Origin of the sequence: Myxococcus virescens (assembly GCF_900101905.1) — a bacterium.
Lineage (GTDB): Bacteria > Myxococcota > Myxococcia > Myxococcales > Myxococcaceae > Myxococcus > Myxococcus virescens.
The window spans coordinates 59,941-85,571 of the sequence record NZ_FNAJ01000008.1; the positions used below are offsets into that span (position 1 = coordinate 59,941).

General features: G+C 69.1%; 22 protein-coding genes. 8 read left to right on the top strand and 14 right to left on the bottom strand.

The annotated features are described in order from the left end of the window. Positions 1-241 precede the first annotated feature (241 nt). Together mrpC and BLU09_RS22645 are read left to right on the top strand one after the other, a co-directional pair. Positions 242-988 carry a Crp/Fnr family transcriptional regulator MrpC gene (gene mrpC, locus BLU09_RS22640; RefSeq protein WP_002634092.1) on the top strand — a complete coding sequence of 249 codons (747 nt, stop codon included), beginning with the start codon at positions 242-244 and terminating at the stop codon, positions 986-988. 124 nt (positions 989-1,112) lie between these two features. Continuing rightward, entirely contained in the window at positions 1,113-1,691 is a 579-nt protein-coding gene (locus tag BLU09_RS22645) for an SMI1/KNR4 family protein (protein WP_090491592.1), read from the top strand. A gap of 1 nt (position 1,692) precedes the next feature. Here BLU09_RS22645 and BLU09_RS22650 read toward each other — a convergent pair whose 3' ends face one another. Next, the gene (locus BLU09_RS22650; protein WP_167371145.1) at positions 1,693-3,264 is read right to left on the bottom strand and encodes an aromatic amino acid hydroxylase; all 1,572 of its coding nucleotides are present in this window, start codon (positions 3,262-3,264) and stop codon (positions 1,693-1,695) included. A 103-nt stretch (positions 3,265-3,367) separates the two neighbouring features. Next, positions 3,368-4,279: a LysR family transcriptional regulator gene (locus tag BLU09_RS22655; RefSeq protein ID WP_373284042.1), complete on the bottom strand. Its 912-nt coding sequence runs from the start codon at positions 4,277-4,279 to the stop codon at positions 3,368-3,370. Positions 4,280-4,385: 106 nt separating this feature from the next. On the opposite strand from BLU09_RS22655, the gene BLU09_RS22660 reads away from it, so the two are divergent. Next, positions 4,386-6,281, top strand: coding sequence for a sulfatase-like hydrolase/transferase (locus BLU09_RS22660; RefSeq protein WP_090491595.1), 1,896 nt, complete (start codon positions 4,386-4,388; stop codon positions 6,279-6,281). Between the two features lie 45 nt (positions 6,282-6,326). On the opposite strand, the gene BLU09_RS22665 is transcribed toward BLU09_RS22660, so the two are convergent. Both BLU09_RS22665 and BLU09_RS22670 read right to left on the bottom strand, forming a co-directional pair. Continuing rightward, positions 6,327-6,923, bottom strand: a complete 597-nt coding sequence (locus BLU09_RS22665) for a hypothetical protein (protein ID WP_090491596.1) — start codon at positions 6,921-6,923, stop codon at positions 6,327-6,329. Then, positions 6,923-7,693, bottom strand: coding sequence for a metallophosphoesterase family protein (locus BLU09_RS22670; RefSeq protein ID WP_090491597.1), 771 nt, complete (start codon positions 7,691-7,693; stop codon positions 6,923-6,925). Before BLU09_RS22670 ends, BLU09_RS22665 begins: the two co-directional genes overlap by 1 nt. A 156-nt stretch (positions 7,694-7,849) precedes the next feature. Here BLU09_RS22670 and BLU09_RS22675 point away from each other — a divergent pair, with 156 nt between their 5' ends. Continuing rightward, positions 7,850-9,556 carry a HEAT repeat domain-containing protein gene (locus BLU09_RS22675; RefSeq protein ID WP_090491598.1) on the top strand — a complete coding sequence of 569 codons (1,707 nt, stop codon included), beginning with the start codon at positions 7,850-7,852 and terminating at the stop codon, positions 9,554-9,556. A gap of 13 nt (positions 9,557-9,569) precedes the next feature. Here BLU09_RS22675 and BLU09_RS22680 read toward each other — a convergent pair whose 3' ends face one another. Further along, positions 9,570-10,664: a vWA domain-containing protein gene (locus BLU09_RS22680; RefSeq protein WP_090491599.1), complete on the bottom strand. Its 1,095-nt coding sequence runs from the start codon at positions 10,662-10,664 to the stop codon at positions 9,570-9,572. Positions 10,665-10,821: 157 nt separating this feature from the next. Between BLU09_RS22680 and BLU09_RS22685 the strand changes: the two genes are divergently transcribed. Then, positions 10,822-12,675, top strand: a complete 1,854-nt coding sequence (locus tag BLU09_RS22685) for a MutS-related protein (protein WP_373284044.1) — start codon at positions 10,822-10,824, stop codon at positions 12,673-12,675. A 74-nt stretch (positions 12,676-12,749) separates the two neighbouring features. Here the strand turns inward: BLU09_RS22685 and BLU09_RS22690 are convergent, their stop codons facing one another. Continuing rightward, a complete protein-coding gene (locus tag BLU09_RS22690) occupies positions 12,750-13,922 on the bottom strand; it encodes a thiolase family protein (protein ID WP_090491601.1) in 1,173 nt (390 codons plus the stop codon). A 79-nt stretch (positions 13,923-14,001) separates the two neighbouring features. After that, the gene (locus BLU09_RS22695) at positions 14,002-16,380 is read right to left on the bottom strand and encodes a 3-hydroxyacyl-CoA dehydrogenase/enoyl-CoA hydratase family protein (RefSeq protein ID WP_090491602.1); all 2,379 of its coding nucleotides are present in this window, start codon (positions 16,378-16,380) and stop codon (positions 14,002-14,004) included. A gap of 127 nt (positions 16,381-16,507) precedes the next feature. On the opposite strand from BLU09_RS22695, the gene BLU09_RS22700 reads away from it, so the two are divergent. Continuing rightward, entirely contained in the window at positions 16,508-18,262 is a 1,755-nt protein-coding gene (locus BLU09_RS22700) for a M1 family metallopeptidase (protein ID WP_090491603.1), read from the top strand. A 21-nt stretch (positions 18,263-18,283) separates the two neighbouring features. Here BLU09_RS22700 and BLU09_RS22705 read toward each other — a convergent pair whose 3' ends face one another. From BLU09_RS22705 to cheB, 7 genes are all read right to left on the bottom strand, one after another. Further along, the gene (locus BLU09_RS22705; RefSeq protein WP_090491604.1) at positions 18,284-19,168 is read right to left on the bottom strand and encodes a DNA-methyltransferase; all 885 of its coding nucleotides are present in this window, start codon (positions 19,166-19,168) and stop codon (positions 18,284-18,286) included. A gap of 220 nt (positions 19,169-19,388) precedes the next feature. Further along, entirely contained in the window at positions 19,389-19,610 is a 222-nt protein-coding gene (gene rpmE, locus BLU09_RS22710; protein WP_011555112.1) for a 50S ribosomal protein L31, read from the bottom strand. 111 nt (positions 19,611-19,721) lie between these two features. Next, complete coding sequence (locus BLU09_RS22715; protein ID WP_090491605.1) at positions 19,722-20,660, bottom strand: metallophosphoesterase family protein; 939 nt, start codon at positions 20,658-20,660, stop codon at positions 19,722-19,724. Between the two features lie 72 nt (positions 20,661-20,732). Continuing rightward, positions 20,733-20,867 (bottom strand): hypothetical protein, encoded by a 135-nt coding sequence (locus tag BLU09_RS39910; RefSeq protein ID WP_002634075.1) that lies wholly within the window; start codon positions 20,865-20,867, stop codon positions 20,733-20,735. Further along, positions 20,864-21,706: a tetratricopeptide repeat protein gene (locus BLU09_RS22720; RefSeq protein WP_186817938.1), complete on the bottom strand. Its 843-nt coding sequence runs from the start codon at positions 21,704-21,706 to the stop codon at positions 20,864-20,866. The genes BLU09_RS39910 and BLU09_RS22720 overlap by 4 nt, the downstream gene beginning before the upstream one ends. A gap of 88 nt (positions 21,707-21,794) precedes the next feature. Next, the gene (locus tag BLU09_RS22725) at positions 21,795-23,117 is read right to left on the bottom strand and encodes a CheR family methyltransferase (RefSeq protein WP_090491607.1); all 1,323 of its coding nucleotides are present in this window, start codon (positions 23,115-23,117) and stop codon (positions 21,795-21,797) included. Between the two features lie 6 nt (positions 23,118-23,123). After that, entirely contained in the window at positions 23,124-24,182 is a 1,059-nt protein-coding gene (gene cheB, locus BLU09_RS22730; RefSeq protein WP_090491608.1) for a chemotaxis-specific protein-glutamate methyltransferase CheB, read from the bottom strand. 485 nt (positions 24,183-24,667) lie between these two features. Between cheB and BLU09_RS22735 the strand changes: the two genes are divergently transcribed. Together BLU09_RS22735 and BLU09_RS38845 are read left to right on the top strand one after the other, a co-directional pair. Further along, positions 24,668-25,426 carry a DUF6209 family protein gene (locus BLU09_RS22735; RefSeq protein ID WP_090491609.1) on the top strand — a complete coding sequence of 253 codons (759 nt, stop codon included), beginning with the start codon at positions 24,668-24,670 and terminating at the stop codon, positions 25,424-25,426. Then, positions 25,423-25,569, top strand: a complete 147-nt coding sequence (locus BLU09_RS38845; protein ID WP_167371130.1) for a hypothetical protein — start codon at positions 25,423-25,425, stop codon at positions 25,567-25,569. Before BLU09_RS22735 ends, BLU09_RS38845 begins: the two co-directional genes overlap by 4 nt. Positions 25,570-25,631: the final 62 nt, after the last annotated feature.

A 25,631-nucleotide genomic window follows, 5' to 3' on the forward strand; every position in this document is an offset into this window, starting at 1 on the left:
CACGCCCCCGGTTTGAACGTTTCGTTCAAATTGATCAGACTGTTTGAACGTTCTGTTTCAGGTTTTGGACACAGAACGGGCTCTGGTGCGGGCCTGTAGCGCTAAGTACCCGGCATTTCAGGAGGTGTTGTCCCGGCGGCATTTCAATTCCCGCTGGCACGAACCTTGGAGAAGGAAAGTCCCGTTCGCCGCTGAAGCAGACGGCCCGGCTTCCCTACGCTTCCTTCCCAGGAGTAATGCCATGCACGGTTTCAACCGCCCCCTCGGCCCCATCGGTTCCAACGTCGTGGCGCCGCTGCAGACGACCAGCTCCGGGATGATGGTCACCGCCAACAAGCTGGTGCCCGGCCAGGAGGCCATCGACTTCAAGGGCTACTTCAAGGTCGAGTCCTTCCCGCACAACTCGACCATCTACCGCCCCGGTGACAACACCGACCGCGTCTATCTGCTGAAGTCCGGCCGCGTGCGCCTGATGCGCATCGGCAAGAACAGCACCCGCTCCGTGGTCTCCATCCTCCGCCCGGGCGACCTCTTCGGCGAGCTGTTCCGCCCCGAGGGCACGCCGATTGAAGAGATGGCCATCGCCGCCGGTGAGGCCGAGGTCTGGAGCATCGAGGGCCGCGACTTCCGCGCCCAGCTGGAGGCCCGTCCGGCCCTGGCGGTGGACGTGGTCCGCGCCTACGCCGAGCGCGTGCGTGCCCTGCGCAAGCGCGTGCTGGGCCTGACGTTCAAGGAGGTTCCGGCCCGCCTGGCGGACACCCTGCTCACCCTGGTTGAAGCACACGGCGAGCGCTGCCCGCACGGCGGCGAGACGGACCTGCGCGGCATCACCCAGCAGGACCTCGCGGACCTCGTGGGCGCCTCCCGCTCCTTCGTGTCCACGCTCATCAACGAGATGAAGCGCGAGGGCGTGCTCGGCAACGTCGGCCGCATCCTCTGCGTGCGTGACCAGAAGGCCCTGCGGAAGATCGCTGGCAAGGAGAAGTAGTCCGCGCGCCCGCGGCGAACGGGCAGCAGGACACCCGACGGGCCTGACCATGCGCCTGTCGCGTGGCCGGGCCCGTGGTGTTTCCAGCGAACGGCGCCCCCTGGGTGTGCGTAGGATGGCGCGAATGTCCCGCGCCATTGATTCCATCCTCGCGCTCCAGGAACGCCTGAAGCACGAGACAAAGCTCCCGCTCCGGTCCGTGTCGCTCACGCCGGTGGCCGCCCAGGACCTCCACATCCTGGAGTCCTCGCTGGGCGCGCGGCTTCCCCAGGCCTACCTCGACTTCATCTCCCAGTACGGCCTGCTGTCCGCGGTGGACTGGCAGGGACATGAGCGCGCCCGGATGCTGAGCCCCACCGAGCTGCTGGAGACGCTCCAGTGGTCCAAGGAGTACGTCGAGGAGGGCGCCTTCGGCGACAACGAGGACGAACTGGAAGCCGCCATCCTCGAGAAGAAGCTCCGCGAGCGGCTCATCCCCTTCCAGTACATCGCCTCCACGAACGTGAGCGACTACTACTACTTCGACACGGGGATGCGTCGCGACACCGGGCTGCTCATCTTCCCGGCGCGCCACGACGACTTCGACCTGTCGACGTGGCTGCTGGACGGAGAGCCCGACGTTTCAGGCTGCACCTTCGACTTCGACGAGCACCTGCGCTGGGTCCTCCGGGAGGGCCTGGAGGAGAAGGACTGGGGGCGCTGACTCAGACGCGGCGGCGCAGCTCTTCCACTTCGGCGCGAAGCAGCCAGTCGTCCGGAAAGTCCGTGGCCGCCGCGGCAATCTGGCTCAGCCGCTCGGGCTTCACGGAGTGCGTCTCCCGCATCTTCCGGACCTCGCGGTAGAGCGCGGCCAGCGCCGGGTGCAGCGCCAGGGCCTTGCGTGTGCGGGCCTTCTCCTCACCATCCCCTTCCGCGAAGGCGCTCAGCTCGCCGTACCAGCGGTCCCACGTCTCCGGGTCCGAAGGCCCCCCCGCCACCGAGGGCAGGTGCGTGCTGACGAAGAGCTTCGCCACCGCGGGCAGCGCCAGCTCGCGCCCCGCCAACCGGCCGCGCAGCGCCAGCACCTGGCCGCCATCCGTGGCGAAGCCCTCCAGCTCCAGCCCACTCTCCAGCGACAGCTTGAAGGGCCCGCGCTCCGGCAACGTCCCCGCGCCGAACGCCACCAGCGCCGGCCCGCTCCACGGCTTGTCGTCCAGGGAGCGCCCGCCGCGCGAGGCCATGATGGGCCCCTCCATGCAGACGAGCGCGGTGCCCAGCCCCGGCGCCACCTCGCGCGGCGCGGCCAGCATCTCCAGCACCCGGCCCGTCACCTCGCGGCCGTCCGCCAGCACCAGGTGATTGACGGTCCGCGCGCGCAGCGCCTCCGTCAGGCCGAAGTCGCCGCCCCGCTTCCACGACAGCGTGGACTCGAACTCCGCCAGCACCTCGAACAGGTGCTCGAAGTCCCGCGCCACGAAGAGCTGCGGCTGCATGCGGGTGATGTCGTAGTCCATGTCCGCGCAGGCCACGCTCAGCGGCAGCTTCTTCACCGCCGGCGTCAGGCAGTGCTGCGCCTCGCCGATGCTGGACAGCAGCCCCGCGCCGTAGATACGCGGCGACTCGACGCTCCCAATGAGGCCATACTCCGCCGTCCACCAGTAGAGGCGGCTCGCCCGCGTGCTCTCGCTGACGTAGCGGCGGCTCGCGCTGGCGGCCTCCAGCCGGGCCTGCGCGTGCGCCGCCTCCTCCTCGCTGGCGTCCGGGTCCTCCTTCACCACCGACAGGTTCCGGATGGCCTCGAAGACGGCCTGGTCCTCCACACTGGCAATGGCCTTGAAGCCCACCAGCCCGCACGCCTTGAGGTACTCCGCATAGCGGCGGTTGGCGATGATGGGCGCGTGCCCGGCGCTCTCATGGACGATGTCCGGCGCCGGCGTGTACTCGATGTGCTCGTGGGTCCTGATGTCCGCGGCAATCGCCAGGACGCCCATCGCCTGGAGTTCCGTGAAGACGGCGGGAGGAATGAAGCCACGCACCCCCACACAGGCCCACCCCAGGCGAGCGAGCTTCTCGTTCATCTCATCCAGGCTGGGGATGCACTCCGAGCCGATGCCCGTGGCCTCCAGGCCCTCCAGGTAGACGGGGTGCGCCTTGTCCGCCAGGTGCCCCCTCAAGGAGCCCAGGATGTTCCGCCAGACGGCCTGGTCCCGCGACGTATACGCCGCGTAGTCCTGGCTCACCACGTAGCGACGCAGATGAGCAGGCAGGCGGGCAATCGTCCGTTCCGTGGGAGTCATCATCATTCACCTCAGGCGGAATCTTCTTCTTTTTGAAGATATCCCTTCTCTGGGTGAACGGAAATCCGTCAGAATTCGACGTCTTCGTCGTTTTAACGTCGAACTAACCTGGCTTGCGGCGAAGTCCATCCAGCACCAACCGGGCGCCGGGACTGAGCGCTCCCGAAGGCCACAAGGCCACCACCTCGACCGCCTGGGGCTCCTCTTCCAGGAGGGGCCACGCATGGAGGTCCGGTGGAAACGGGTGCATGGGGCGCAGGTCCGGCGTGATGGAGCAGGCGCGGAACGCGCGCAGCAGCTCGTAGAGGAGAAGGAAGCTCTCCGCGCGCCCCACTTCATCCACCGTCACGCCGTGGGCGGCGAAGCGGGCGCTGTTGGCGCCGCCGTAGGGGTCATCACGCAGCCAGTCCACGAAGCGCTGCCCCTCCAGGTCCTTCACGTGCAGCGACGTCCGGGACGCGGCCTGCCGCGCCAGCTCGTTGTCCGGCCCGGCGAGCACGACGAAGGGCATGCGCAGCAGTGACTCCGACTCCACGCCTTCATGGGTAGGCAGGGGCGTGAAGTCGAGCGCCAGGTCGAGCTGCCGCGTCTGCACCTGGCGCGTCAGCTCGTGGGGCCCTCCGAAGCTGAGCACCAGCTTGAGGTCCGCGGCGGCGGCGTCCCTCGCCACGGCGCCCACCAGGGACAAGGACAGCGTCGGGTTGAGGCCCAGCCGCACCACGGGCTCGGCGCTGGCCAGGTCGCGCAGCCGCTTCATGTCCAGTTGGTGCAGCGGCGTCTGGGTGCCCGCGAAGAGCCGCTCCCCTCGGGCGGTGAGCTGCAGGCGACGGCCAGGCCCGCGCTCCAACAACGGCGCACCCTCCGCCAGCGCCAGCTCCAGCGAGCGAACGTGCTCGCTCACCACCGAGCGCGCCACGCCCAGGTGCTCCGCGGCGGCCTCGATGCTGCCCGCCTCCACGGCGGCGGCGAAGGACTCCAACCAGACGAGGTGCCGAACGAGCTTGCGCGGAGGCATGAGCAGCATCCTTGCATGTCGCCATCAGCGTGACGCGCCCCCCCGGACTTCATTGATGCTTGCGAAAGTCCGGCATCCGGAATACCTGCGCCATGCAATGTCACGGATGTCTGATGCGGCGTCCTCCGCAGCCGCCATTTTCCTCCAGCGCTTCGAAGCAGCCCGGCCCTACCTGAGTACCGCGCTGACGTGGTGCGTGCTCCACGGGCTCGTCGCATTGCTGTACTTCGGCGGCGCGCTGCGCGTGGCCGTGGAGCGGCTGGCGCCGGGGCTCCGCCCCCTCCTGCTCGCGGGAAGCCTCGCACAAGCGTTGTTCCTGGGGCTGGTGGCCTTTCTTGGAACCCTCCCCCTGGCCATCCTGCTCGGCCACCGCTACCGCTTCGCGCTCCCGGTGCTGACGGCGGTGGGCGGCGTGCTGCTCGGGCTGGACGCGCTGGTGCTCAACTCACTGGGCTTCCACATCAACGGCCTGGTGCTGGCGGTGGCGCTCCAGCCGCATGCCCTGGCGGAGACAGGGCTGTCTTCGTCGGAGGTGGCGCTGGTGGCCGGGGCGATGGTGGTCATCCTCACGCTCGACACGGCGGCGGGCATCTGGTTCCTGCGCCGGGGCTTTGGCCCTCGCCGGGTGGCGCGCACGGTGGTGCTGATGACGGTCCTGTGCACCACCGAGCGGCTGGTCACCGCGTCCCTCGTCTTCGCCCATGGCGGCGCCGTGCAGCACGCCACCACCACCCTGCCCCTCCAGGCACCGGTGCGGATGAACACCCTCCTCTCGCGCATCACTGGCAAGGCGCCCGCATCCGGCCTGCGCCTGGGCGTGAGCCCCGAGGCAGGCGTGCCCGCGGCGAGCATCGACCCCGCGGAGGTGCGCTTCACCCGCCGTCCCGACATCGTCGTCGTGCTCGTGGAGAGCCTGCGTGACGACTTCTTCACCGCCGACATCATGCCGAACATGTGGCGCAGGGCGCAGAGCGGCACGCGCTTCCTGCATCACCACAGCGCGGCCAGCTCCACGGACTACTCGCTGTTCAGCATGTTCTTCGGGCTGGAGGCCCAGCGCCGCAATGCCGTGGTGGGCGCGGGCCGCACGCCCCTCCTCTTCCCCGCGCTGGCCCGCAATGGCTACCAGCAGTTCTTCTTCGCCGCGTCCTCCGTGGACTGGATGGGCCTCAAGGACACCGTCTTCCGCGACGTGACGGGAGGCCTGCGCACAGACTACACGGGCCGCAGCCACCTGCGGGACGAAGCCATGGTCCGCGACGCGCTGGCGGCCGTGGAGGCCACGCCTCAGGACACGCCGCTGTTCCTGTTCGTGTTCTTCGCCGGCACGCACTTCGACTACGACTACCCACCGCGCTCCGAGGTCTTCTCGCCCGCCTGGAATGGCAAGGGCGGACTCTCCACGGCGCGCGTGCCTCCCGAGCATCTCAAGGCCCGCGCGTGGAACTCGGCCTACGAAGTGGACACCAAGGTCGAAGAGCTGCTGGCGCGCATCGAAAGCCTGCGCGGCACGCGCCCGCTGACGCTCTTCACCGGCGACCATGGCGAGGAGTTCCGTGAGCACGGCCGCGTGGGCCATGCCAGCGACGTGACGGCCTCCCAGCTTCACGTGCCCATGCTCGTGTTCGACGACCAGCTTCCCGTGGGCCAGGTCGACGCCGTCACCGGACACATCGACGTGGTGTCCACGCTCTTCGACCTGCTGGGCGACACGCACAGCCCGGCGGTGCTGGGTGACGGCCTTCCGATGACCCGGCCGGACCCGCAGCGATACCTCCTCACCACCGTGGGTTGGGAGGCGCGTTACGCGCTCATCGGCAAGGACCTGAAGGTCCATTTCGGCGCGGGGCGGCCCGGCACTGTCATCACCGACCTGCGCGACCGCCCCCTGGCCGATGGCAAGGAGCGCCTCGCGGCCGAGGCCCCGCGCATCCTCCGCCGCCTGAGAGGGACGTCGGAGTCGGCGGTTCCCGACTCCGCCACGGCCACGGACATGCCCTGACGGACCCTCGTGGCGGGCCCTGGGGCGGTGCGCACACGCGCCGCTTCAGAACCGGAGCTTCACGCCCAGGGCCAGCGTGAAGAGCTCGACGTTCACGGTGGAGGGATTGCGGATGAACTGCACCAGCCGGTAGTCGGTGGCGACGAGCTCGAAGTACCCCTCCACGAATCGCAGGTTCAGCGCCTCCACCGGGCGCCCCACGCTGGCGCCCAGCAGCAGCGCGGGCCGGATGGCGGTGCGGAACCAGTAGTAGCCCCGGTCGTAACGGCTGGGCAGGCCCGCGAAGTAGTCGTCGCCCACCGTGTAGCTGAGCATCGCGCCCACCATGAGCGGACGGACGGTCCACCCCGCCGCATCGAGCAGGAAGGGCCGCCACTGCCCCTTCAGCGTGAAGGTGAAGAAGTCCTCCCCCGCCAACGCGGGCGGCGCCCAGCCCACCAGCAGCGCGGCCTCCACGGTCTCGTCGAGAAAGCTCCAGCCCGGCCCCGCGGAGAGAAAGCCGATGGCGCCCGCGAACTGCATCGCCGCATGGTCGGGCACGTACCAGGGTGACGCCTCGTGCACCGGCTCCGGCCGCGCCTCCCGTGCCGCCAACAGCAGCGCCGCCAGCAGCGAGGCTCGGAGAGTCCCGCGCGCGGCCATCAGAAGGTGGCCCTCTGCACCTGCACCGAGGTGCCATCGACGTCCACCCAGAGGTAGCTCCGGCCCTTCATCGAATCGGTGGTGACGTACCGGACATCGTGCGCGTGGACGTCGTGGTACTGGTGGACGTGGCCGTGGAAGGAGATGGCGACGCCCTTCTTCTGCTGGAGCTTCACCAAGGGCGCGACGAGCGCATCGTCAAAGTCCCCGTTCCCAGGAGGCACGTGGGAGAAGGTGAAGGTGTTCAGCACCGCGGGCTCGGGTGTGAGCGCCGTCTTCAGCCACTGCAGGTCCGGGATGTCGCCCGGGAAGCCGTACTCGCGGGAGTTGGAGTCGAAGAAGACGAAGCGCGTGCCCGAATACGTGAAGGAGAAGGACTCCGGTCCGAAGGTGCGCCGGTAGAGCTTCTGCCCCATGCCCAGCGCGTCATGGTTGCCCATGACCACGAAGAACGGGACCTTCAAGCGGGACAGCAGCTCGACGCCCCACTCGTACTCCTGCGTGCTGCCGAACTCCGTCAGGTCGCCCATCTGCACCACGAAGTCGACGCCGCGCTGCTCCAGGTCCCGCATCGCCGCCGCGGAGTCATCCAGGAACAACTGCATGTCGCCCACCACCGCGAAGCGAAAGGCCTGCTTCGGTTCCGCTCCGAACAACCGCTCGAGCGAGCGCGCATGCAAGTCCCGGTGGGGTCCCCGGAGCTCATAGGGGTGGAACTCGAAGGCGCCACAGCCCGCGCACACCAGTAGCAATGTCACCCAGACGCGCACGGACGCACGCTAACGTCGGCCTCCCGATGCTTCCATGGAATGTGACGCCGGATTCAGGAGCACGCGGCGACAAGGAGCAGCCATTCTCACGCGCCATATGAACCGGACTCAGGCGTCCTCCAGCAGCCTTCTCGCCACGCGCATGACGGCGGTGCCGTGAGCTCACCTCTGTCGACATGGGAGCTGCTGCATTGGGTGGCCACGAAGCCCACCCGGAGCACGCGGGAAGACCTCGACGCACTGCTCGCGCGAGCGGATTTCACGCAGGTCGCCCGGGACGTCCTGGCGTCGGGCACCACATCGGAGAAGACCACGGCCTTGCGAGTGCTCCGGGAGCTGGCGTCCCCCGAAGCCCATGCCCTGGCTCGGCTCGCGCTGCGCGACGCAGCCGCTGACGTCCGCGCCCTGGCGGCGCGAGCGCTTGCGAGCGCACAGGACGCCGCGGACTGGCGGAGCCTCCAGGAGGCGCTGGATGATACCGCGCCCTCCGTGCAGCACGCCGCCATGGACTCGCTCGCGAGGATGAATCCGGTGGCCGCGAGCGACCTCTTCCTCGAGCGCTTCGAGCGTGCTCCGGAGGCGGAGAAGCTGAACGCGCTCGCCACCGCGCAACGGCTGGGGCTCCCCGAATCCGGCGCCCTGGCTCGGCTCGGCCTGGCTTCGGCCTCTTCCACCATCAGGGCCGCGGCGGTTGACCTGGTCGCGCGAGAAGGCGAGGCGACAGAGGGCCTGCTCATCCACCTGCTCACGGATGCCTCCGAGAACGTACAACTCCACGCCCTCCGCACGCTGACCTATCGTGCGCACGTACCCGCCAGCGTCTTCGTCCCGCTGCTCGCCGCATCGTCCTCCCCCCCCGTCCGCGCACAGGCGCTTCAGGCGCTCATCCTTCGGCGTGACGCCAGCACATGCGAGCCCGTGTGCCGGCTCCTGACCGACCCCGACGCCTCGCTCCGCAGAAGGGCGATTCTCGCCACCGAACGGCTCGGCTGCACCAGTGCGACGCCCACCCTGCTGGAGATGCTGGCCCGGACACGCGACGAAGATGAACGGGCGGACCTCGTCGCCGCGCTCGGCGGGCTCGGTGGTCCGGAAGCTTGGGAGGCGCTTCGCCAGGCGCTATCGGATGAATCTCCCCGCGTCAGGCGCGCCGCCATCATCGCCTGGGCCTCGGACGTCGCGCCGCCCGACGCCACCACCGTGCTGCTGGAGCGCCTGCGAGGCGCCCCCGACACGGAAACGCGGAAGGCCGTTGCCCTGGCCCTCATGAATTGCCGCCCGGAGGTGGCCCACCGGGCCCTGCGGCTTGCGCTCGAGGACTCCGTGCCCGAGGTCCGGCGGATGGCCGTGCGAGCCCTGGGCCTCAAGGCCAGCCCAGAGGCCCTTCAAACCCTGCGCGACCATCAAGCCACCGAACGCGACCCGGACGTCCTGCGACACCTGGACGCGGCGCTCGAACGACGGCAAGCCCCTGGCGACACGCCCATTTGGGCGGCCTCGCCCGCCGAGCGGCTCCTCTTCGACCCGGCGCGAACGGAACAGAGCGTGGCGCAGTGGATCGCGGTCCCCGAACGCTACCCCGCGACCGAGCGCTTCTACTTCTATGAAGGCGGACACCTGGAGCGGCAGGGCACCGATGGCCGGGTCGACGCCTTCCAGTACACCGCGATCGAAGACCAGCTCCGCGTCCACCCCCAGGGCGCGCCCGAACGAAGCACGGCCTTCACCGTCACGCCGGCAGCTCCGCCCCACCGCTTCCGCCTGGAGCTGGCCCAGGACGTCCTCACCGGCACGGAGGCGCCCCGAACGCTGCACTTCATCGAACCCCGACAAGCCGACACGGAGCCGGTCGACGGGGACTGACGCGAGGGAACCTCTATGCCGCGGCGGACCGGGCGCCATCCCAGTCCTCGACCTCGTAGAGGAACTTCGAATCCCCCATCAGCTTCCGGTTGGCCGAAGTGCTCTGCACGAAGACGACGTACTTCTCCAGGCTGGCGGGCCGGATGCGCACCGTCTCCCCGGGCGGCAGCCCGAGCATCTCGCGGGCCCGCTCGCCGCTGTAGAGGTCACCCGTCTTGCGGTCCATCAGCACCACTTCCTTGCGGCCCTGGATGGTCTCCGTCTTGGTGAACTCGTAGAAGCCCCGGCCCGTCTTGAAGCGCAGGCCGTTCTCCTGCACGAAGTCCTTGATGGGCTGGGTCCGGTCCACGTCCAGCACCTGGAAGCGGCCCGGTGGAACCGCGCGCAGGTCCGCCTCGCCGTAGAGCGGCGGCGCCGTGCGCTGAAGCATGGTGCTGAACATCACGTTGAGGCCGCGGCTCATGCGGCCCTCGCGCACCACTTCCTGCTCAAACGATTGAAGCTGCGCGTCCGAGGACTGCTTGTAGCAGACGGCCAGCAGCAGGTCGGTGACGTGGGCGAACTGGTCCAGGCTCAGATGGAAGCCGCCCGACTTCTCCGCCAGTTCCTTGTAGAAGGCCGTCGCGTGACGGCGCGCCAGGGCTTGCACGCCATACACGGGAATGCCCATCTTCCCCAGCGCGGCCACCTCCTTGCGCCAGTCCAGCTTGTGTGGATTCTGCGCGGGCCCGTGTGGAACGTCGTCGCCAATCAAGACCAGCGCCCGCGTGTATCCGACTGTCCAAGACAGGCTTTGCGCCTGATGCAGTACGAACTCGTAGCATTCGGGCGCATCGCCCCCGCCCGTCTGCTCCACGCGGTCCACGAAGCGGACCACGGCGCCCTCGTCGTCCGTCAGGTCCAGCATCTTGGTGACATACGTGGAGCCCGCGTCGCAGTAGTCCCCGTGGGCGATGATTCCAATGCGGATGCCCGGAATCTCCTTCATCAGCCGGGACACGGTGCCCCGCAGCTTCTTCCGCACCTGTGCAAGACACGGATACATGCTGCCAGTGGTGTCAAAGCTGAAGACGATTTCGACGCGGTTATCAATGACTGACGTGCTCATTCCGGTGCCCCCTCGTGACCGCCGACGAGGAGAAATCTACGCGCCGGGTCTGACATGAATCAGGCCAGGAAACGGGGTGCTGGCCGGGCCTCCGTCGACCCGGCGTCACGCATTTGCACCTGCCGCTTGCCCTGGACGCCGCGCGACCGCAGCATGCGTGCCCATCGTGTCCGCCACCGCCGAGCCCCCATCCCCGCATCGTACGTACACCGAGCGCCGATCCGCCGCGCAGGCGGAGCTGACCGCGCTGGACCGCGTGAGCGCCCGCTACGCCAACTTGCGAACACTCGCCTTCCTGGCCGCGGCCGGCGTCGCGGGCTTCGTGCTGGCCGGGCGTCTGCCCAAGGTGTGGTGGTGGGCCAGCGCCGCCGCGCTGGCGCTCTACGGCGTGCTCGCCGTCCTCCACCATCAGGTCTTCCGCCGCGAGGCCCGGGCGAAGCTGTACGTGACGCTCAACGAACGCGGCCTGGCGCGACTGGGGCCCGGCTGGCACGACTTCACCGAGCGCGGTGAACGCTTCCTGTCCCCCAGTCACCTGTACACCCCGGACCTGGACGTCTTCGGACAGGGCAGCCTCTTCCAGCTCCTCAACGAGACGGCCACGCGCGCTGGAGAAGAACGGTTGGCGGCGTGGCTCTCCGCCCCCGCGTCCGCCCAGGAGGTCGAAGCCAGACAGGGCGCCGCGCGCGAACTGGCGCCCAACCTGGACTTCCGCCAGGACCTCTGCGTGGACGCGCGGGACGCCTCGCGCGAGAAGGCGGACCCGGCGCTGTTCATCCAGTGGGCGGAGTTGGGTCCACAGCTGAACGCCATCCGCTGGGCCCGGCCGGTGGCGGTGGTGCTGCCCCTGGTGACGCTGGCCGTCTACGTCCTGGGCAAGTTCGAGGTGCTGCCGGAGTCGGCCTTCTGGGTGGGCCTGGCCGCGCAGCTGGGCGTGGCTGTCATCACCCGCCGCCCGCTGAAGGTCATGGACGAAGGCGTGGAGGTGGGTGAGCGCGGCTTCGTGCGCTACGCCCCCATCTTCGAGCGCGTGGAGGCCCAGCGCTTCGAGCACCCGCGCCTGAAGACGCTCCAGTCCGGCCTCCAGCAGCCCGGCCAGCCGCCCGTGTCCGAGCACTTCAAGCGCTTCAGCCGGCTGTTCTCCTTCATCGAGTTCAAGCGCCACCAGTTCCACCCGCTGATTCACTGGCTCACGCTCTGGGACATCCACGCGCACTTCGCGCTGGAGCGCTGGCGCGAGGCCCACGGCAAGCAGCTGCGCCAGTGGTTCGAGGCCCTGGCCGAGCTGGAAGCCCTGTCTTGCGTCGCGGGCCTCGCCCATGACCGGCCGGACTTCACCTGGCCCGTCCTGGCGGCCAATGGCCCCTGTGTGGAGGCGACGGCGCTGGGCCACCCGCTGCTGGACGCGCCGGTGCCCAACGACGTGTCCCTGCCCGGCCCCCGGCACGCGCTGCTCATCACCGGCTCCAACATGAGCGGCAAGACGACGCTGATGCGCGCGGTGGGCGCCAACGTGGTGCTGGCATTGGCGGGCGCGCCGGTGAGCGCGAAGCACTTCCGCCTGACACCGCTCCAGACGCTCACCAGCATGCGGGTGAAGGACTCGCTGGAGCGCGGCGTCTCCTACTTCTACGCGGAGGTGCAGCGCATCAAGGCGGTGCTGGACGCGGCGCAGGCCGCGCGCGGGCAGGTGCTGTTCCTCTTGGACGAAATCCTCCTGGGGACGAACACCCGCGAGCGGCAGATTGCCTCGCGCGAGGTGCTGCGCCTGCTGCTGGGCACTGGCGCCATTGGCGCGGTGACGACGCACGACTTGTCCCTGGCGGTGCTCGCGGACGAGCCGGGCGCCCATGTCGTCAACGTCCACTTCCGGGACCACCTGGAGGCCGGGAAGATGATGTTCGACTACAAGCTGCGCCAGGGCGTGGTGGACACCACCAACGCCCTGCGCGTGCTGCGCCTGGCCGGCGTACCGGTGGACGACCCGGACGAAGCCACGGCGGCGCGCTGAGCCCGAAACGACACGGGCCCCGGGGTTTCCCCCGAGGCCCGTGCTTGAATCAGTGGCTCACGTCGAAGCGGTGACTACTTGGGCGCCTCGATGAGGGCGGCGAAGCCCATGCCGCCGCCGATGCACATGGAGACGACGCCGTAGCGGCCGTTGCGGCGCTTCAGCTCGCGCAGGATGGTGGCCACCATGCGCGCGCCGGAGACGCCCAGCGGGTGACCCAGGGCGATGGCGCCTCCGTTGGGGTTCACCTTGTCGGCGGGGATGCCCAGCTCGCGCACGCAGTACAGCGCCTGCGCGCCGAAGGCCTCGTTCAGCTCGAAGACGTCGATGTCCTCGACCTTGAGCTTGTTCTTCTCCAGCAGCTTGCGGACCGCGGGAACCGGGCCGATGCCCATGATTTCCGGGGGCACGCCCGCCACCGCGGCGTCGATGAAGTAGCCCAGCGGCTTGACGCCCAGCTCCTTCGCCTTGGCCTCGCTCATCACCACCGCGGCGGCGGCGCCGTCCGTCAGCGGGGACGCGTTACCGGCCGTCACCACGCCCTTGGGGTTGAAGGCCGGACGCAGCTTGGCCAGGCCCTCCACCGTCGTCTCCGGGCGGAGGATGGTGTCCACCGTGACGGTGACGTTCTGCGCCACGCCGTCGTCGTCGTAGTACGTCGTGGTGACGGGGACGATCTCCTCCTTGAACTTGCCCTGCTCGCGCGCGGTGGCGGCACGGCGCTGGCTCTCGGCGGCGAACTTGTCCGAGTCCTCACGCGACACGCCGTAGCGCGACGCGATGTTCTCCGCCGTGGCGCCCATGGAGGTGTAGATCTCCGGCAGGCGCTCCATGGCCTCGGGGTTCGCGCTCGCCTTGTTGCCGCCCATGGGGACCATCGTCATGGACTCGGTGCCACCGCCGATGCCCACGTCGTACATCCCCGCCTGGATGGCCTGCGCCACCTGGGCGATGGCCTGCGAACCGGAGGAACAGAACCGGTTGATGGTCATCGCGGGCACCGTGACGGGCAGGCCCGCCAACAGCGTGGCCACGCGGGCCACGTTCATGCCCTGCTCGGCCTCCGGCATGGCACAGCCCAGGACGACGTCACCGATGTCCTCCGGCTTCAGGCCCGGGACCTGGGCAACGGCCTCCTTGATGGCGACAGCGGCCAGGGTATCCGGCCGGGTGTCCTTGAACTCTCCCTTGTGCGCGCGGGTGAAGGGCGTGCGGACCGCGCTGGCAATCACGACTCGACCAGCCATTTTGATGTCTCCTTGCCCGGGGGGCACCCGGGCATTCAGCGAATCTCTGGTTCAGTAGCCTATGGATACTGGCCGGCCGTCAGTTCCGCAGCGGCTTGCCCTTCTCGATCATGTGCTGCAGGCGGTCCTGGGTCTTCTCCTCGCCGCACAGGCTCAGGAAGGCCTCGGCCTCCAGCTCCAGCAAGCGCTCTTCCGTCACGAGCAGCGACGGGCTGGTGTTGCCACCCGTCAGCACCTTCGCCAGCTTCTGGGCGATCTTCCGGTCGTGCGCGCTCACCTGGCCGTTGAGCTCCATGTCGTAGAGCATCATGTCGATGGTGGCCGCGCCGCTGGTGCCCGGCAGGCGGAAGCGCGTGGGACGGGGCGCCTTGAAGCCGGCGTCCGCCATGCCCAGCACGCGGGCCTTCGCGTCGGACAGCAGGAAGTCCCGGTTGGCGCTGATGCCATCCGCCTGCGTCAGGAAGCCCGCCTCACGGGCCTCCTCGGCGCTGGTGGCGACCTTCGCCATGCCGATGGTGAGGAAGATCTTCTTCAGGAAGGGGAAGAAGTCGAAGTCCTTGTCCGTGCCGAATGGGCCGTACACGTTGCGCAGCAGCTGCATGTTGCCGCCGCCGCCCGGGATGAGGCCCACGCCCACTTCCACCAGGCCCATGTACAGCTCGGCGCTGGCCTGGATGGCGTTGCCACCCATCGTCACCTCGGCGCCGCCGCCGAGCGTGAGGTTGAAGGGCGCCGTCACCACCGGCACCGGGCTGTAGCGCATGCGCTGATTGACTGCCTGGAAGCCCGTCACCAGCTTGCGGATGGACTCGAACTCGCCGCTCTTGGCCGCCCACAGCAGCGCCACGATGTTCGCGCCCGCGGAGAAGTTGGAGCCGTCGTTACCGATGACGAGGCCCTTGTGGTTCTTCTCCGTCTCGTCCAGCGCGGTGTTCATCATCTCGATGATCTGGTCATCGATGGAGTTCATCTTCGTGTGGAACTCGAGCAGCGTCGCGCCGTCGCCCAAATCCCACAGCGTGGCCCCGTCGTTGCCGGCGATCTTCTTGTTGCCGCGCTTGAGGTACTCCACGCGCTGCGTGCGGGCGTTCTCCGGCACCACCTTCACGGACTTGGACGGGATGTCCCAGTACGTGTCCTTGCCGTTCTCCACGCCGTAGAAGGACGTGCGGCCCGCGGCCAGCATCTCCTCCACCCACGCGGCCGGCTTCAGGCCCAGGGCCTTCATCCGCTCCACGCCCTTCTTCACGCCGTAGGCGTCCCAGACCTCGAAGGGCCCCAAGTCCCAACCGAAGCCCCAGCGCACGCCGCGGTCCACGTTGACCACGTCGTCGGCGATCTCCGGGATGCGGCGGCTGGTGTAGGCCAGCACGTCCAGGGTGACGCCCTCGGCGAACTTCGCCGCCTTGTCCTCGGCGTTCATCACCGAGGCCACGCGCTCGCGCACGTCCTCGATGTCCCGCGCGGCGCCCAGCGACTCGTAGCGCACCTTCGCCTGCGGCCGGTACTCCAGCGTCTTCAGGTCGAGCGCGAGGATGTCCTTGCCCTGCTTCTTGTAGAAGCCGCCGCCGCTCTTGTCGCCCAGCATGCCCTTCTCCACCATCTTCTGGAGGAAGGCGGGGCTGGCGAACACGTCACGCTCTTCGTCGTGCGTCAGCGTGTCGTAGCAGTTCTTCGCCACGTGGGTGAACGTGTCCAGGCCCACGATGTCCGCGGTGCGGAAGACGGCGGACTTGGGACGGCCCATGGCCGGGCCGAAAATCTTGTCCACCTCTTCGATGGACAGCTCCGCCTTGTCCATGGCGGCGATGGTCCGCATCATCCCGTACACGCCAATGCGGTTCGCGATGAAGTTGGTGGTGTCCTTGCCGTAGACGATGCCCTTGCCCAGCACCTCTTCGCCAAAGCGGTGCAGCGTCTTGAGCACCTCCGGCGCAGTCTCCTTCCCGGCCACCAGCTCCAGCAGCTTCATGTAGCGGACGGGGTTGAAGAAGTGCGTGACCAGGAAGTTCTTCTTGAACTCCGCGCCACGGCCCTCGGTCATCCCCACAATCGACATGCCGGAGGTGTTGGACGACACGATGGTGCCCGGGCGGATGAGCTTCTCCACCTTGGCGAACAGGTCCTGCTTGATCTTCAGGTCCTCCTTCACCACCTCCACCACCCAGTCGCACTCGGCGATGCGGTGCAGGTCGTCCTCGAAGTTGCCGACCTCGATGTTGGTGAAGACCTCACCAGAGACGATGGGGCTCGGCTTCTGCTTGCGCAGGTTGGCCAGCGCGCCCTGGGCGAACTTGTTGCGAAACGCCTTCGAGGAGGTGTCCTCGCCCGGCGCGGCCTTGGGCGGAACGATGTCCAGGAGGAGCGCGCGCACGCCCGAGTTGGCCAGGTGCGCGGCGATGCCGCTGCCCATTACTCCGGCGCCCAGCACAGCCACTTTGCGGATCCGCGTCGTCATGTGGAAAAGGCTCCCTGTTGGGAAGGAGGGGATTGCACAAATGTAGGCGATTGACCCGAAAGTCAATCGGTTCGGACGGCCAGGACACTCGCCACCAGAGGACAAGCCGACTAGATACCGGCCCTCCATGGCTCGCCTCGACCCGCACTCGTACAACGACAGCACGCAGCCTGAGACGGAAACCCTGGACTGGAGGGCCCGCGTCGATTTCAAGACGCAGCGGCTGCACGCGGAGGTCACCCACACCCTCAAGGAAGCCTCGGCCGGGCCACTGGACCTGGATACCCGGGATTTGGAAATCCGTGACGTCGTCGACGCCGCGGGTCGTCCCTTGCCCTACATTCTCTCCCCTTCCGAGCCGATTCTCGGCAGCCGGCTGCGCATCGAGCTGCCGGTGGGGCTGCGGCAATTCACCGTGCGCTACCGCACGGCGCCGCACGCCAGCGCGCTCCAGTGGCTGACGCCCTCGCAGACAGCCGGAGGGAAGCACCCCTTCCTCTACAGCCAGTGCCAGGCCATCCACGCCCGAAGCGTGGTGCCGCTCCAGGACACACCGCGCATCCGCATCCGCTACACCGCGTCGCTGCGGATTCCCAAGGCGCTCAAGGCCGTCATGGCCGCCAGCTTCCTGCGGCGCGAGGAGCACGGCGTGGAGGCGGAGGAGCACTACGAGATGCCCCAGCCGGTGCCGCCGTACCTGCTGGCCTTCGCGGTGGGCAGCCTGGCGCCGAAGGAGCTGGGGCCGCGCTCGCGCGTGTGGGCGGAGCCAGAGCTGCTGGAGGACGCGGCGGAGGAGTTCTCCGGCGTGGACGACATGCTGCGCGCCGCCGAGTCGCTCTTCGGGCCCTATGACTGGGAGCGATTCGACCTGCTCACCATGCCGCCCTCGTTCCCCTACGGCGGCATGGAGAACCCGCGCCTGACGTTCCTCACGCCCACGCTCATCACCGGAGACAAGAGCCTGGTCAACGTGGTGGCGCACGAGCTGGCGCACTCGTGGACGGGCAACCTGGTGACGAACGCCTCCGCGGAGCACTTCTGGCTCAACGAGGGCTTCACCGTCTTCGCCGAGCGCCGCATCCTGGAGGTCCTGGAGGGTCCGGAGGTGTCGGCGCTGCACGGCGCGCTGGGCCGCCGCGCGCTGGACTCCGCGCTGCAGCACTTCCGCGCGCACCCGCAGCTGACGTCGCTGCGCACCCACCTGGCCGGCGTGGACCCGGACGAGGCCTTCTCCCAGATTCCCTACGAGAAGGGCTACCTGCTGCTGCGCGCCATGGAGGACGCGGCCGGGCGGCCCGCCTTCGACGAGTTCCTCCGCCGCTACCTGGCCACCTACCGCTTCCGCGCGCTCACCACCGAGGAGTTCGTCGCCTTCGCGGAGAAGGAGCTGCCCGGCGTGCTGACCAAGGTGGACGCGGAGGCGTACCTGCACCGGCCCGGCGTGCCCCCCGGGGCGCCCTCACCGCGCTCCCTGCGGCTGGAGGCCATGGACGCGCTGCGCGGCAAGGTGCCCACGCCGGAGCAGGCGAAGGACTGGACGCCGGCCGAGTGGCAGCTCTACCTGGAGTCACTGCCCTGGGACTTGCCACGGGACGTCATCCAACAGCTCGACGCGCGCTTCAGCCTCACCGAGAGCCGCAACTCGGAGGTGCTGGTGGCGTGGCTGGTGGTGGCGCTGCGCGCGGGCTGGGAGCCGGCCGTGGCTCGCACCGAGACGTTCCTCGGCGAGGTGGGCCGGATGAAGTACCTCAAGCCGCTGTACGGGGTGCTCTCCGCGTCGCATGCGCACCGGAGTCTGGCGCGCGCGCTCTTCAAGAAGCACGGGGAGCGCTACCACCCCATCGCCCGTCAGGGCGTGGAGCTCATCCTTTCGCGCGCCTGAGGACGCGCGAGCAGGACGGGACTACTTCGAGGCCGCCGCGTTCAGGCGCTTCTCCGACAGGGCGAGGTACTTCTCGTCCATGTCGATGCCCACGTAACGGTGGCCCAGCTTGAGGGCCGCCACGCCCGAGGTGCCGCTGCCGTTGAAGGGGTCCAGCACCAGCGCGTCCGGGGGGCAGCTCGCCTCCAGGATGCGCTCCAGCAGCGCCACCGGCTTCTGCGTGGGGTGGCTGCCGAAGGCCTTCTCCTCGCCACCGCGCGGGACGGTGAGCGTCCACAGCCGGCCCTCGCCGTCCGCGGTCAGCTCGGCGTCACCGGAGGGCGGCAGCACCCACGCGTCGCGCATCTGCTTGCCGCCGTTCTCCGCCTTCATGCGTGAGTAGTTGAACGTGTGTTGGAGCTTGCCGCCGGACTTCGGCGAGGCCCAGATGAGCAGCTCCGTGGAGTGCGTGAAGTAGCGGCACGCCAGGTTGGGGCTCGCGTTGGGCTTGAACCAGGTGACGGTGTTGAGCAGCTTGTAGCCGAGCTTCTGCATCGCGAAGCCGACGTTGAAGATGACGTGCTGGGTGCCGCTCACCCACAACGTGCCGGTGGGCTTGAGCAGGCGCTGGCAGGCCGCGAGCCACTCGGTGGTGAACTTGTGGTCCTCCTCCACGCCGCGCGACACGTCCCAGCCGCCCTTGGCCACCGAGGCGCGCTTGCCGCCCTTGCAGGTGAAGCCGCCGTTGGAGAGGAAGTACGGCGGGTCGGCGAAAATCATGTCGAACGTCTGGGGCTCGAACTGCGACATCAGCTCCAGGCTGTCGCCGTGCAGCAGCGTATAGGCCTCCCCTTTCGCGTAGACGCTCTCGTTGAGCGAACGGCGGACGACTTTCAGGGAAGGGGCTGCTGCACCGTGCGCGGACATCTCGCCTCCGTCGGACTCTTCGTCGTGGACGCGGCGGACTGTGCGGTCGCTTCGGTGCTACGTCTAATTTCTGGCCTGTAGCACCCTGAAACTTGACGGGGGATTCAGGCCGTAGAAGCGCCGCGAGCAGGGCGGGAGCGCCTCTCGTGGAGGCCCTCCGACACCCTGCTCGACGGGGACTGCCTGGACTGTGGCGGGGCCCGTGTGTGGCCCCCGCGGCCTACGCCTTCTTGGCGGAGGTCGGCGACGCGCCGTACTTCTTGCGGAAGCGGTCGATGCGGCCGGCCGTGTCCACGAGCTTGTACTTGCCCGTGAAGAAGGGGTGGCAGTTCGAGCAGATTTCCACCGAGAACGAGCCGCGGGTGGACTTCGTCTCCACGACGTTGCCGCACATGCAGGTCACGCGGGACGGCGGGTAGACGGGATGGATTTCAGGCTTCATGACACGCTCCAGTATGCCTTGCCCCCACCCGCTGACGGGTAGGAGGTCCGGCGCTGAGGGATGGTCGGCGCTTATAATGGCGCTTGGACCGCTTCACAAGGCCAGCACGGCTCAATGGGCCGCCGAGCCGGGGGGCTCGACGCGTTCCACCCATTTCTGGACGACCGGATCCGCCGGGACGTCACTGCCAAGCTGGATGTACGACAACAGATGCGTGCGCCCGGCGTCCGTTGCGCCGCCGGCCAGTTCCTTCTGGTAGGCCGCCCGCGAGGCTTCCAGGCGGGCAATCGTCGCCTCCAGGGGCCGCTTCTCGGCCGGGTCCTGGGTCCCCGCGAGCCGCGCCTTCGCCCGGGTGAGGTTGCCTTCGAGCAGGCGCAGCTGCTGCCGCGTGCGCTCCTGCACGGAGGCGTCGGCGAAGCGGCCCGTCCCCTCCAACTGGAGCACCAGCTTCGCCAGCTCGCGGCCCCGGGCCCCGGAAGGAATCACCGTGGCCAGGGCCTGCCGCTGGGCGATGCCCTGCCCCCGGCCCTCGTGGGACTGCACCACGAAGTCCACGCCCTCCACCTGATCGGCCAGTTGGAGCGCCTCCGCGTGGGGCACCGCCGCGAGCACCACTACCAGGTCCACCTTCGACTTCTCACGCAGGCGCTTCGCCTCGGCGGCCACGGCGGGCTGCACCGGCAGGCCCTGCACCTGCGCCTGGGGCTGGCCCGGAACGGCGAGCCCCACCGGAGTGGGTTTGGCCATGGCGGGAGAGACGCCCACCACGCCCACCTTCACGCCGCCCACCGTCGTCACCAGCGAGGCGGGGAACAGCAGCTTGCCCTGCGCGTCCGCGAGGTTCGCCGACAGGAGCTTCAGCTTCGCCTGCCGCGTCTGCTTCTTGAGGAAGCCCACGCCGAACCCGAGGTCGCGCGCGCCCACGGCCATGGCCGCGGTGCCCTGCGCGTCCATCTGCGACAGCACGAGCTCCGCGCGCGCCCGGGCATCCGGGGCCTGCGCGCTGTCCCGGCTCTTGAAGAGCGCATTGCCGGCGTCCAGCACCAGCACGGGCGTGCCCTGCTTGCGCTCCTTCTCAATCGCGACTTTTCGTCTGGCCAGACCGCCAGATGGGTTGTGCCTTCAACCACAGGGGGCGACTTCGCCCCCATTGTCTCCGGTGAAGAGGAGGACGAGCTGCTTGGGCGCCGCGCCCGCCACCAGGGGCAGCAGGAGCAGCAGCGCCAGGGCGGCCAGCTTCACCGGACGCGGGCTCACTTCTTGCCCTTCTTGGCCGGCGCCGCCTTCTTGTCCAGCTCGGCGATGCGCTCCTTGGCCGTCTTCGCCTCGGCGGACTTCGGGTAGCTCTTGATGAGCTCCTCCAGCGCCAGCCGCGACTCCTCCTTCATCTTCAGCTGGGCGAAGCAGTCCGACGAGCGCAGGTACGACTCCGGCGCGGACTCCGCCTTCGGGAAGTCCTGCAGCACCTTGCCGTACTCGAAGAGGGCCTCGCGGCACTTGGACTCGGAGAAGTACGTCTCACCGAGGCCGAAGTGGGCGTCCCCCACCAGCGGGTCCTTGGCCCACTTCTTCATGAACTCGTTGTAGAGCTGGCGCGCCAGCAGCACGTCGCCGGCCTTGGCCTTCGCCTTGGCGAGCGCCAGGAACTCCTTCTTGTCCGTGGGGCGCTTGAGCTCCTCGGCCTTCTTCTTCGCCTCGGCCTCCTTCAGCGCCGCCTCGCCCTGCATGGAGACCAGCTTCTGGTCCTGCGCGGCCAGCGCCGTCTCCAGCTCGGTGATTTTGTGGAGGTACGTCTCCACCTGGCCACGAAGCTGGGCGAGGTCCTCGACGGTCTTCTGGAACTGCACGCCGATGTCCGCGTCCTTTCGGCGCGACGCGGTGTCCAGCCCCTTGAGGGCCTTGGTGACCTCCGCGACCTTCTCGTCGATTTTCGGGAGCGTGGCGGCGAGCTGCTCGCGCGTCTCCTTCAGCTCCGTCTGAATCTGAGCGGAGTCGGTGCCGAGCCGGTCGACCTTCGCCTCGAGGGCGCGGCCGCGGTCAGCGGGATAGAAGCAACCAGGGAGGGCCAGCAGGGATATCAGCGCCAAGCTTCGCATCGGGCGCCATCTTAGGCGCAAACGCCCTGCCCGTCCGGACTTCTCTCGTCCCGTTGGGGCTCCCGCCAAGGCCTGCCCGGCTGGCCGGTCACCGCCTCTGGATGGAAAACTCCAGTCGCTCGGCAGCATGCGCGCAGGCCACCCGGAGGCGGTCGGGGTTGAGGAAGAAGGCCACGGGGCGCGAACGGCCCGACTCCAGGGCCTGAAAGGCCCGGCGGTACTCGGCGGCAGCCTCAACGGTGCGCCGGCACTGCTCCAGGAGCAGCCCGAGCAGATACCGGGCGGCGGCATGGTCCGGGTCCAGCGTCAGGCAGCGACGCAGGTCCTGCTCCGCCACGGCGTCGGAGACACCCGAGGCGGCGCCATCCAGCACGCAGGCGAAGAGGAGGTCTGCTTCCGCGCAGGCCTCCGGGCTGGGCTCGGGCGCGGTGGCCACGGCCCCCCGGACGTCCCCCACCTCCAGGGGCGCCGGGACCGAAAGCCCATGGGGAGCCTCGGTGCGAGCGCGCTCAGGGGCTCGGCCCGGGGGCAGGGTCGTGCCACGCTTCCTTGAAGGTGACGCAGCGCCGTTCCAGGAGCGCGGGGCTGGCGACGGCTCGGACGCCCCTTCCTCCGGCCGGACGTAGAAGAAGGCCTGCTCGCCGCGCCGCACACGGAGCGTTGCCGGCACCCGGAGCAGCGGCTCGGACGCGGACAGCACCAGCGCGCCGCCGGGCGCCAGGCTCCCCGCGAGCGCCTCCACGGTGCGCTGGAAGGCCTCCGCGGTGAAGTAGATGAGGACGTTGCGGCAGAAGATGACGTCGAAGCCGCCTCCGCCGGGCGCCACCGGATACGGCGACTCCATCAGGTTGTGGCACTGGAAGCTCGCACGCTCCCGCAGTGCGGGCGTCAGGGCTTCTTTCGCGCCGGACCGGACGAAGTACCGCGAGCGCAGCTCCGGTGGGACGCGGCGCAGCTGCTCCCGGCCGTACGCCAGCCACCGCGCACGGCGCAGCGTGTCCCCGGCGATGTCCGTCCCCAACACCGTGCTGTCCGGGTCGGCCCCTGCCTCCGCGAGCAGGACGAGCAGCGTGGCCACCTCCTCGCCCGTGGCGCAGCCCGCGCTCCAGACGCGCAGGGGCCGCCGATTCCTCGCCACCAGTGGGGTGAGGACCTGCGCTCGAAACGCGGCGAGCTGCACCTCGTCGCGGAAGAGGTCCGTCTTGTTCACCACCACCGCGGCGATGAGGTCCTCCAGGTCCGTCACGCCCGACGGGGACTGGAGGAACATCAGGTACTGGTGCGGCGTGAGGCCCTGGCTGCGCGCCGCCAGCCGCTCATCCAGCCGGCGGACCTGAGGGCCGCTCAGGGCCATCCCCGTCCGCGCCGACAGGAAGGCGCGCACTCCGGACCATGGCGCGCCGTCAGCCACCCGGGCTCAGCGTCCCACCGAGAGGGACTCTCCCCGCGCCAGTCGCACCAACGTCGAAGCGACTTCGTCACCGTGGATGAGGTGGTCCACCGCCTTCCGCTCCACCGCCGCGCCCGGCATGCCGAACACCACGCAGGACTCCTCGTTCTGCGCCACCGCCAGTCCGCCCGCCTGCTTGATGGCCAGCAGGCCATCCGCGCCATCCGCGCCCATGCCCGTCAGCACCAGGCCCACCGCGCGCCGACCATAGGTGCGAGCGGCGCTCTCCAGCAGCACCGTGCCGGACGGCATGTGCCCATCCCGCTCCACGCCCAGCTTGATCCCCACGCGTCCCCGGAAGGGGATGACGGTGTGCTGCCCCGGCGGAGCGATGAGGACGTGCCCCGGCATCAGCGGCTCTCCGTCCTGCGCCAGCCGCACCTTCAACTTGCTGGCCCCGGCCAGCCACCCCGCCAGGGACTCCGCGAAGGCGGCGTTGATGTGCTGGACGATGACGATGGGCGCCGGGAAGTCCGCGGGCAGCTCCGACAGCATCTTGAAGAGCACCTGGGGCCCGCCCGTGCTCGCCGCCACCACCACCACGCCCATGGACACCGCTGGCAGCACCGACGTGGCCACCCGGGGCGGCAACAACGGGCCGCGCTGGGGCCGGCGCAGGTGGCGGATGACACGCACCGAGGACAGCAGCCGGATTTCGCGAACCAGGTTCCACGCGTCCGGCCCGGCGTCGATCGCAGGCTTGATTTGCAGGGCGAGCGCGCCCAGCTCCAGCGCGCGGTACGTCAGCTCCGGCGCCTGTGAGCGCGGGTCCGCCGTGAGCACCAGGATGGGCGTGGGGCACTCGGCCATGATGTGCTCGGTGGCCGTGAGCCCGTCCATGACGGGCATGTCCACGTCCATGGTGATGACGTGGGGACGCAGCTCCTTGGTCATCTCCACAGCCTGCTTGCCGTCCGCGCAGGTGCCCACGACTTCGATATCGGGGTCCTTGCTCAGCGCCTCGCAGATGAGCTGTCGGCAGATGAGGGAGTCATCGACCACCAGCACCGACACTTTCTTGCCCATGCCCTGTCCATACCCCGTGCGCGAGCCCGGGAGTATAGCCAATGCAGGGGCCTGTCAGCCCAGCAGTCGCCGCACCACATCCATCAGGTTGCCCTGGGCGGTGTCGCCAGCCCCCGCGCCGCCGGTCCTCCTCCCCCCACGGGTGGTGAAGGCTGACCACCGGGAGCCTCGAATGGACGGGGTGCCCCTCATACTTCGTGGTGTTGAGGCTCGAGCCGCCACGGCCAAGAGAATCCGCCCCCCCTGCCGCGCACCTCCTGGGCGCGTGGCCGGGGCTGGCGGGCACGCCATGGGGCTGCGCAGCCTCTCCACCGGCCGGGCTCGCTGCTCGATCAGCCCTCCGTCAGCGGCCCGCCTCCGCTCCGACTCGCACCCTCAATATGGTTTTTTCCATCCTATATAGATAAGCGGGGAAGTCATTGACCCGATGCGCGGGAGCCGGGATACCGCCGTCCGACCCCTCTGCCGCTCGAAAGGAGCGCATCTTGGTCCGGCGATTTCTTCCCTTCCTCCTCCCGCTGGTGCTGGTGGCGTCCACGGCCACGGCGCAGACCACCCCCACCTCCATCACCTTCGATGGCGATTGGAACGAGACGCCGTCGGTGGAGCTGATTCCCGTGGGCGGGCAGGTGGTCGTCAACTACGACATCAGCCGCTTGCCGCAGTGCCGGGGCACCACCTCCTCGGGCAACCCGACCTGGACCATCACCGGCCACGTCCAGGTGAACCGCGGCCCGGTGGTGAGCTTCTGGGTGGCCGGCCACGCGCCGGACGGCAACCCCACCCAGCGCACCCTGCATCTCCCGGCGGGGTTGAGCGGCGCCCTCGTGATGTGGTTCGACATCTCGAGCCAGGGCTGCCAGGCCTGGGACTCCAACCACGGGAACAACTACCACTTCGCCATCGGCGCGCCGACCCTCTCCTTCAACGCGAACTGGGACGAGGCGGTAGCGGGCACGCTGCGCGCCGGCGAGCAGTTCATCGTCAACTACGACGTGGCCCGCCTGCCCGAGTGTCGCGCGACATACAACGGCCCGGCCTGGGCGATTGTCGCGCAGTACCGCTTCGACAACGGCCCCATCCACGAGACGGCCGTCACCGGCTCCGGCTGGTCCGTGCCGACGGCCATCACCGCTCCGGCCGGCGCCCGCCACCTGGAGATGTGGTTCCGCAACACGGACCGCAGCTCCTGCGTGAGCTACGACAGCGACTACGGCTCCAACTATCACTTCGCCGTGGAGTGAGCCGCACCTGCTGGGTCGCGACCGGCTGCAGTGTCATCACGTTCGAGACCGCAGGCGGCGGCGTGGTGGACCCGGAGCCGAATCAACCCATCCTCATCGGCACCGCCGAGGGAGAGCGGAAGTTCAAGGTCCGCTTCTCCTGAGGCGCGCCCCTTCGGGCCAGTGCAGCGAAGACCGGGAGGGCGCGCGGACGGTCGGAACTCTG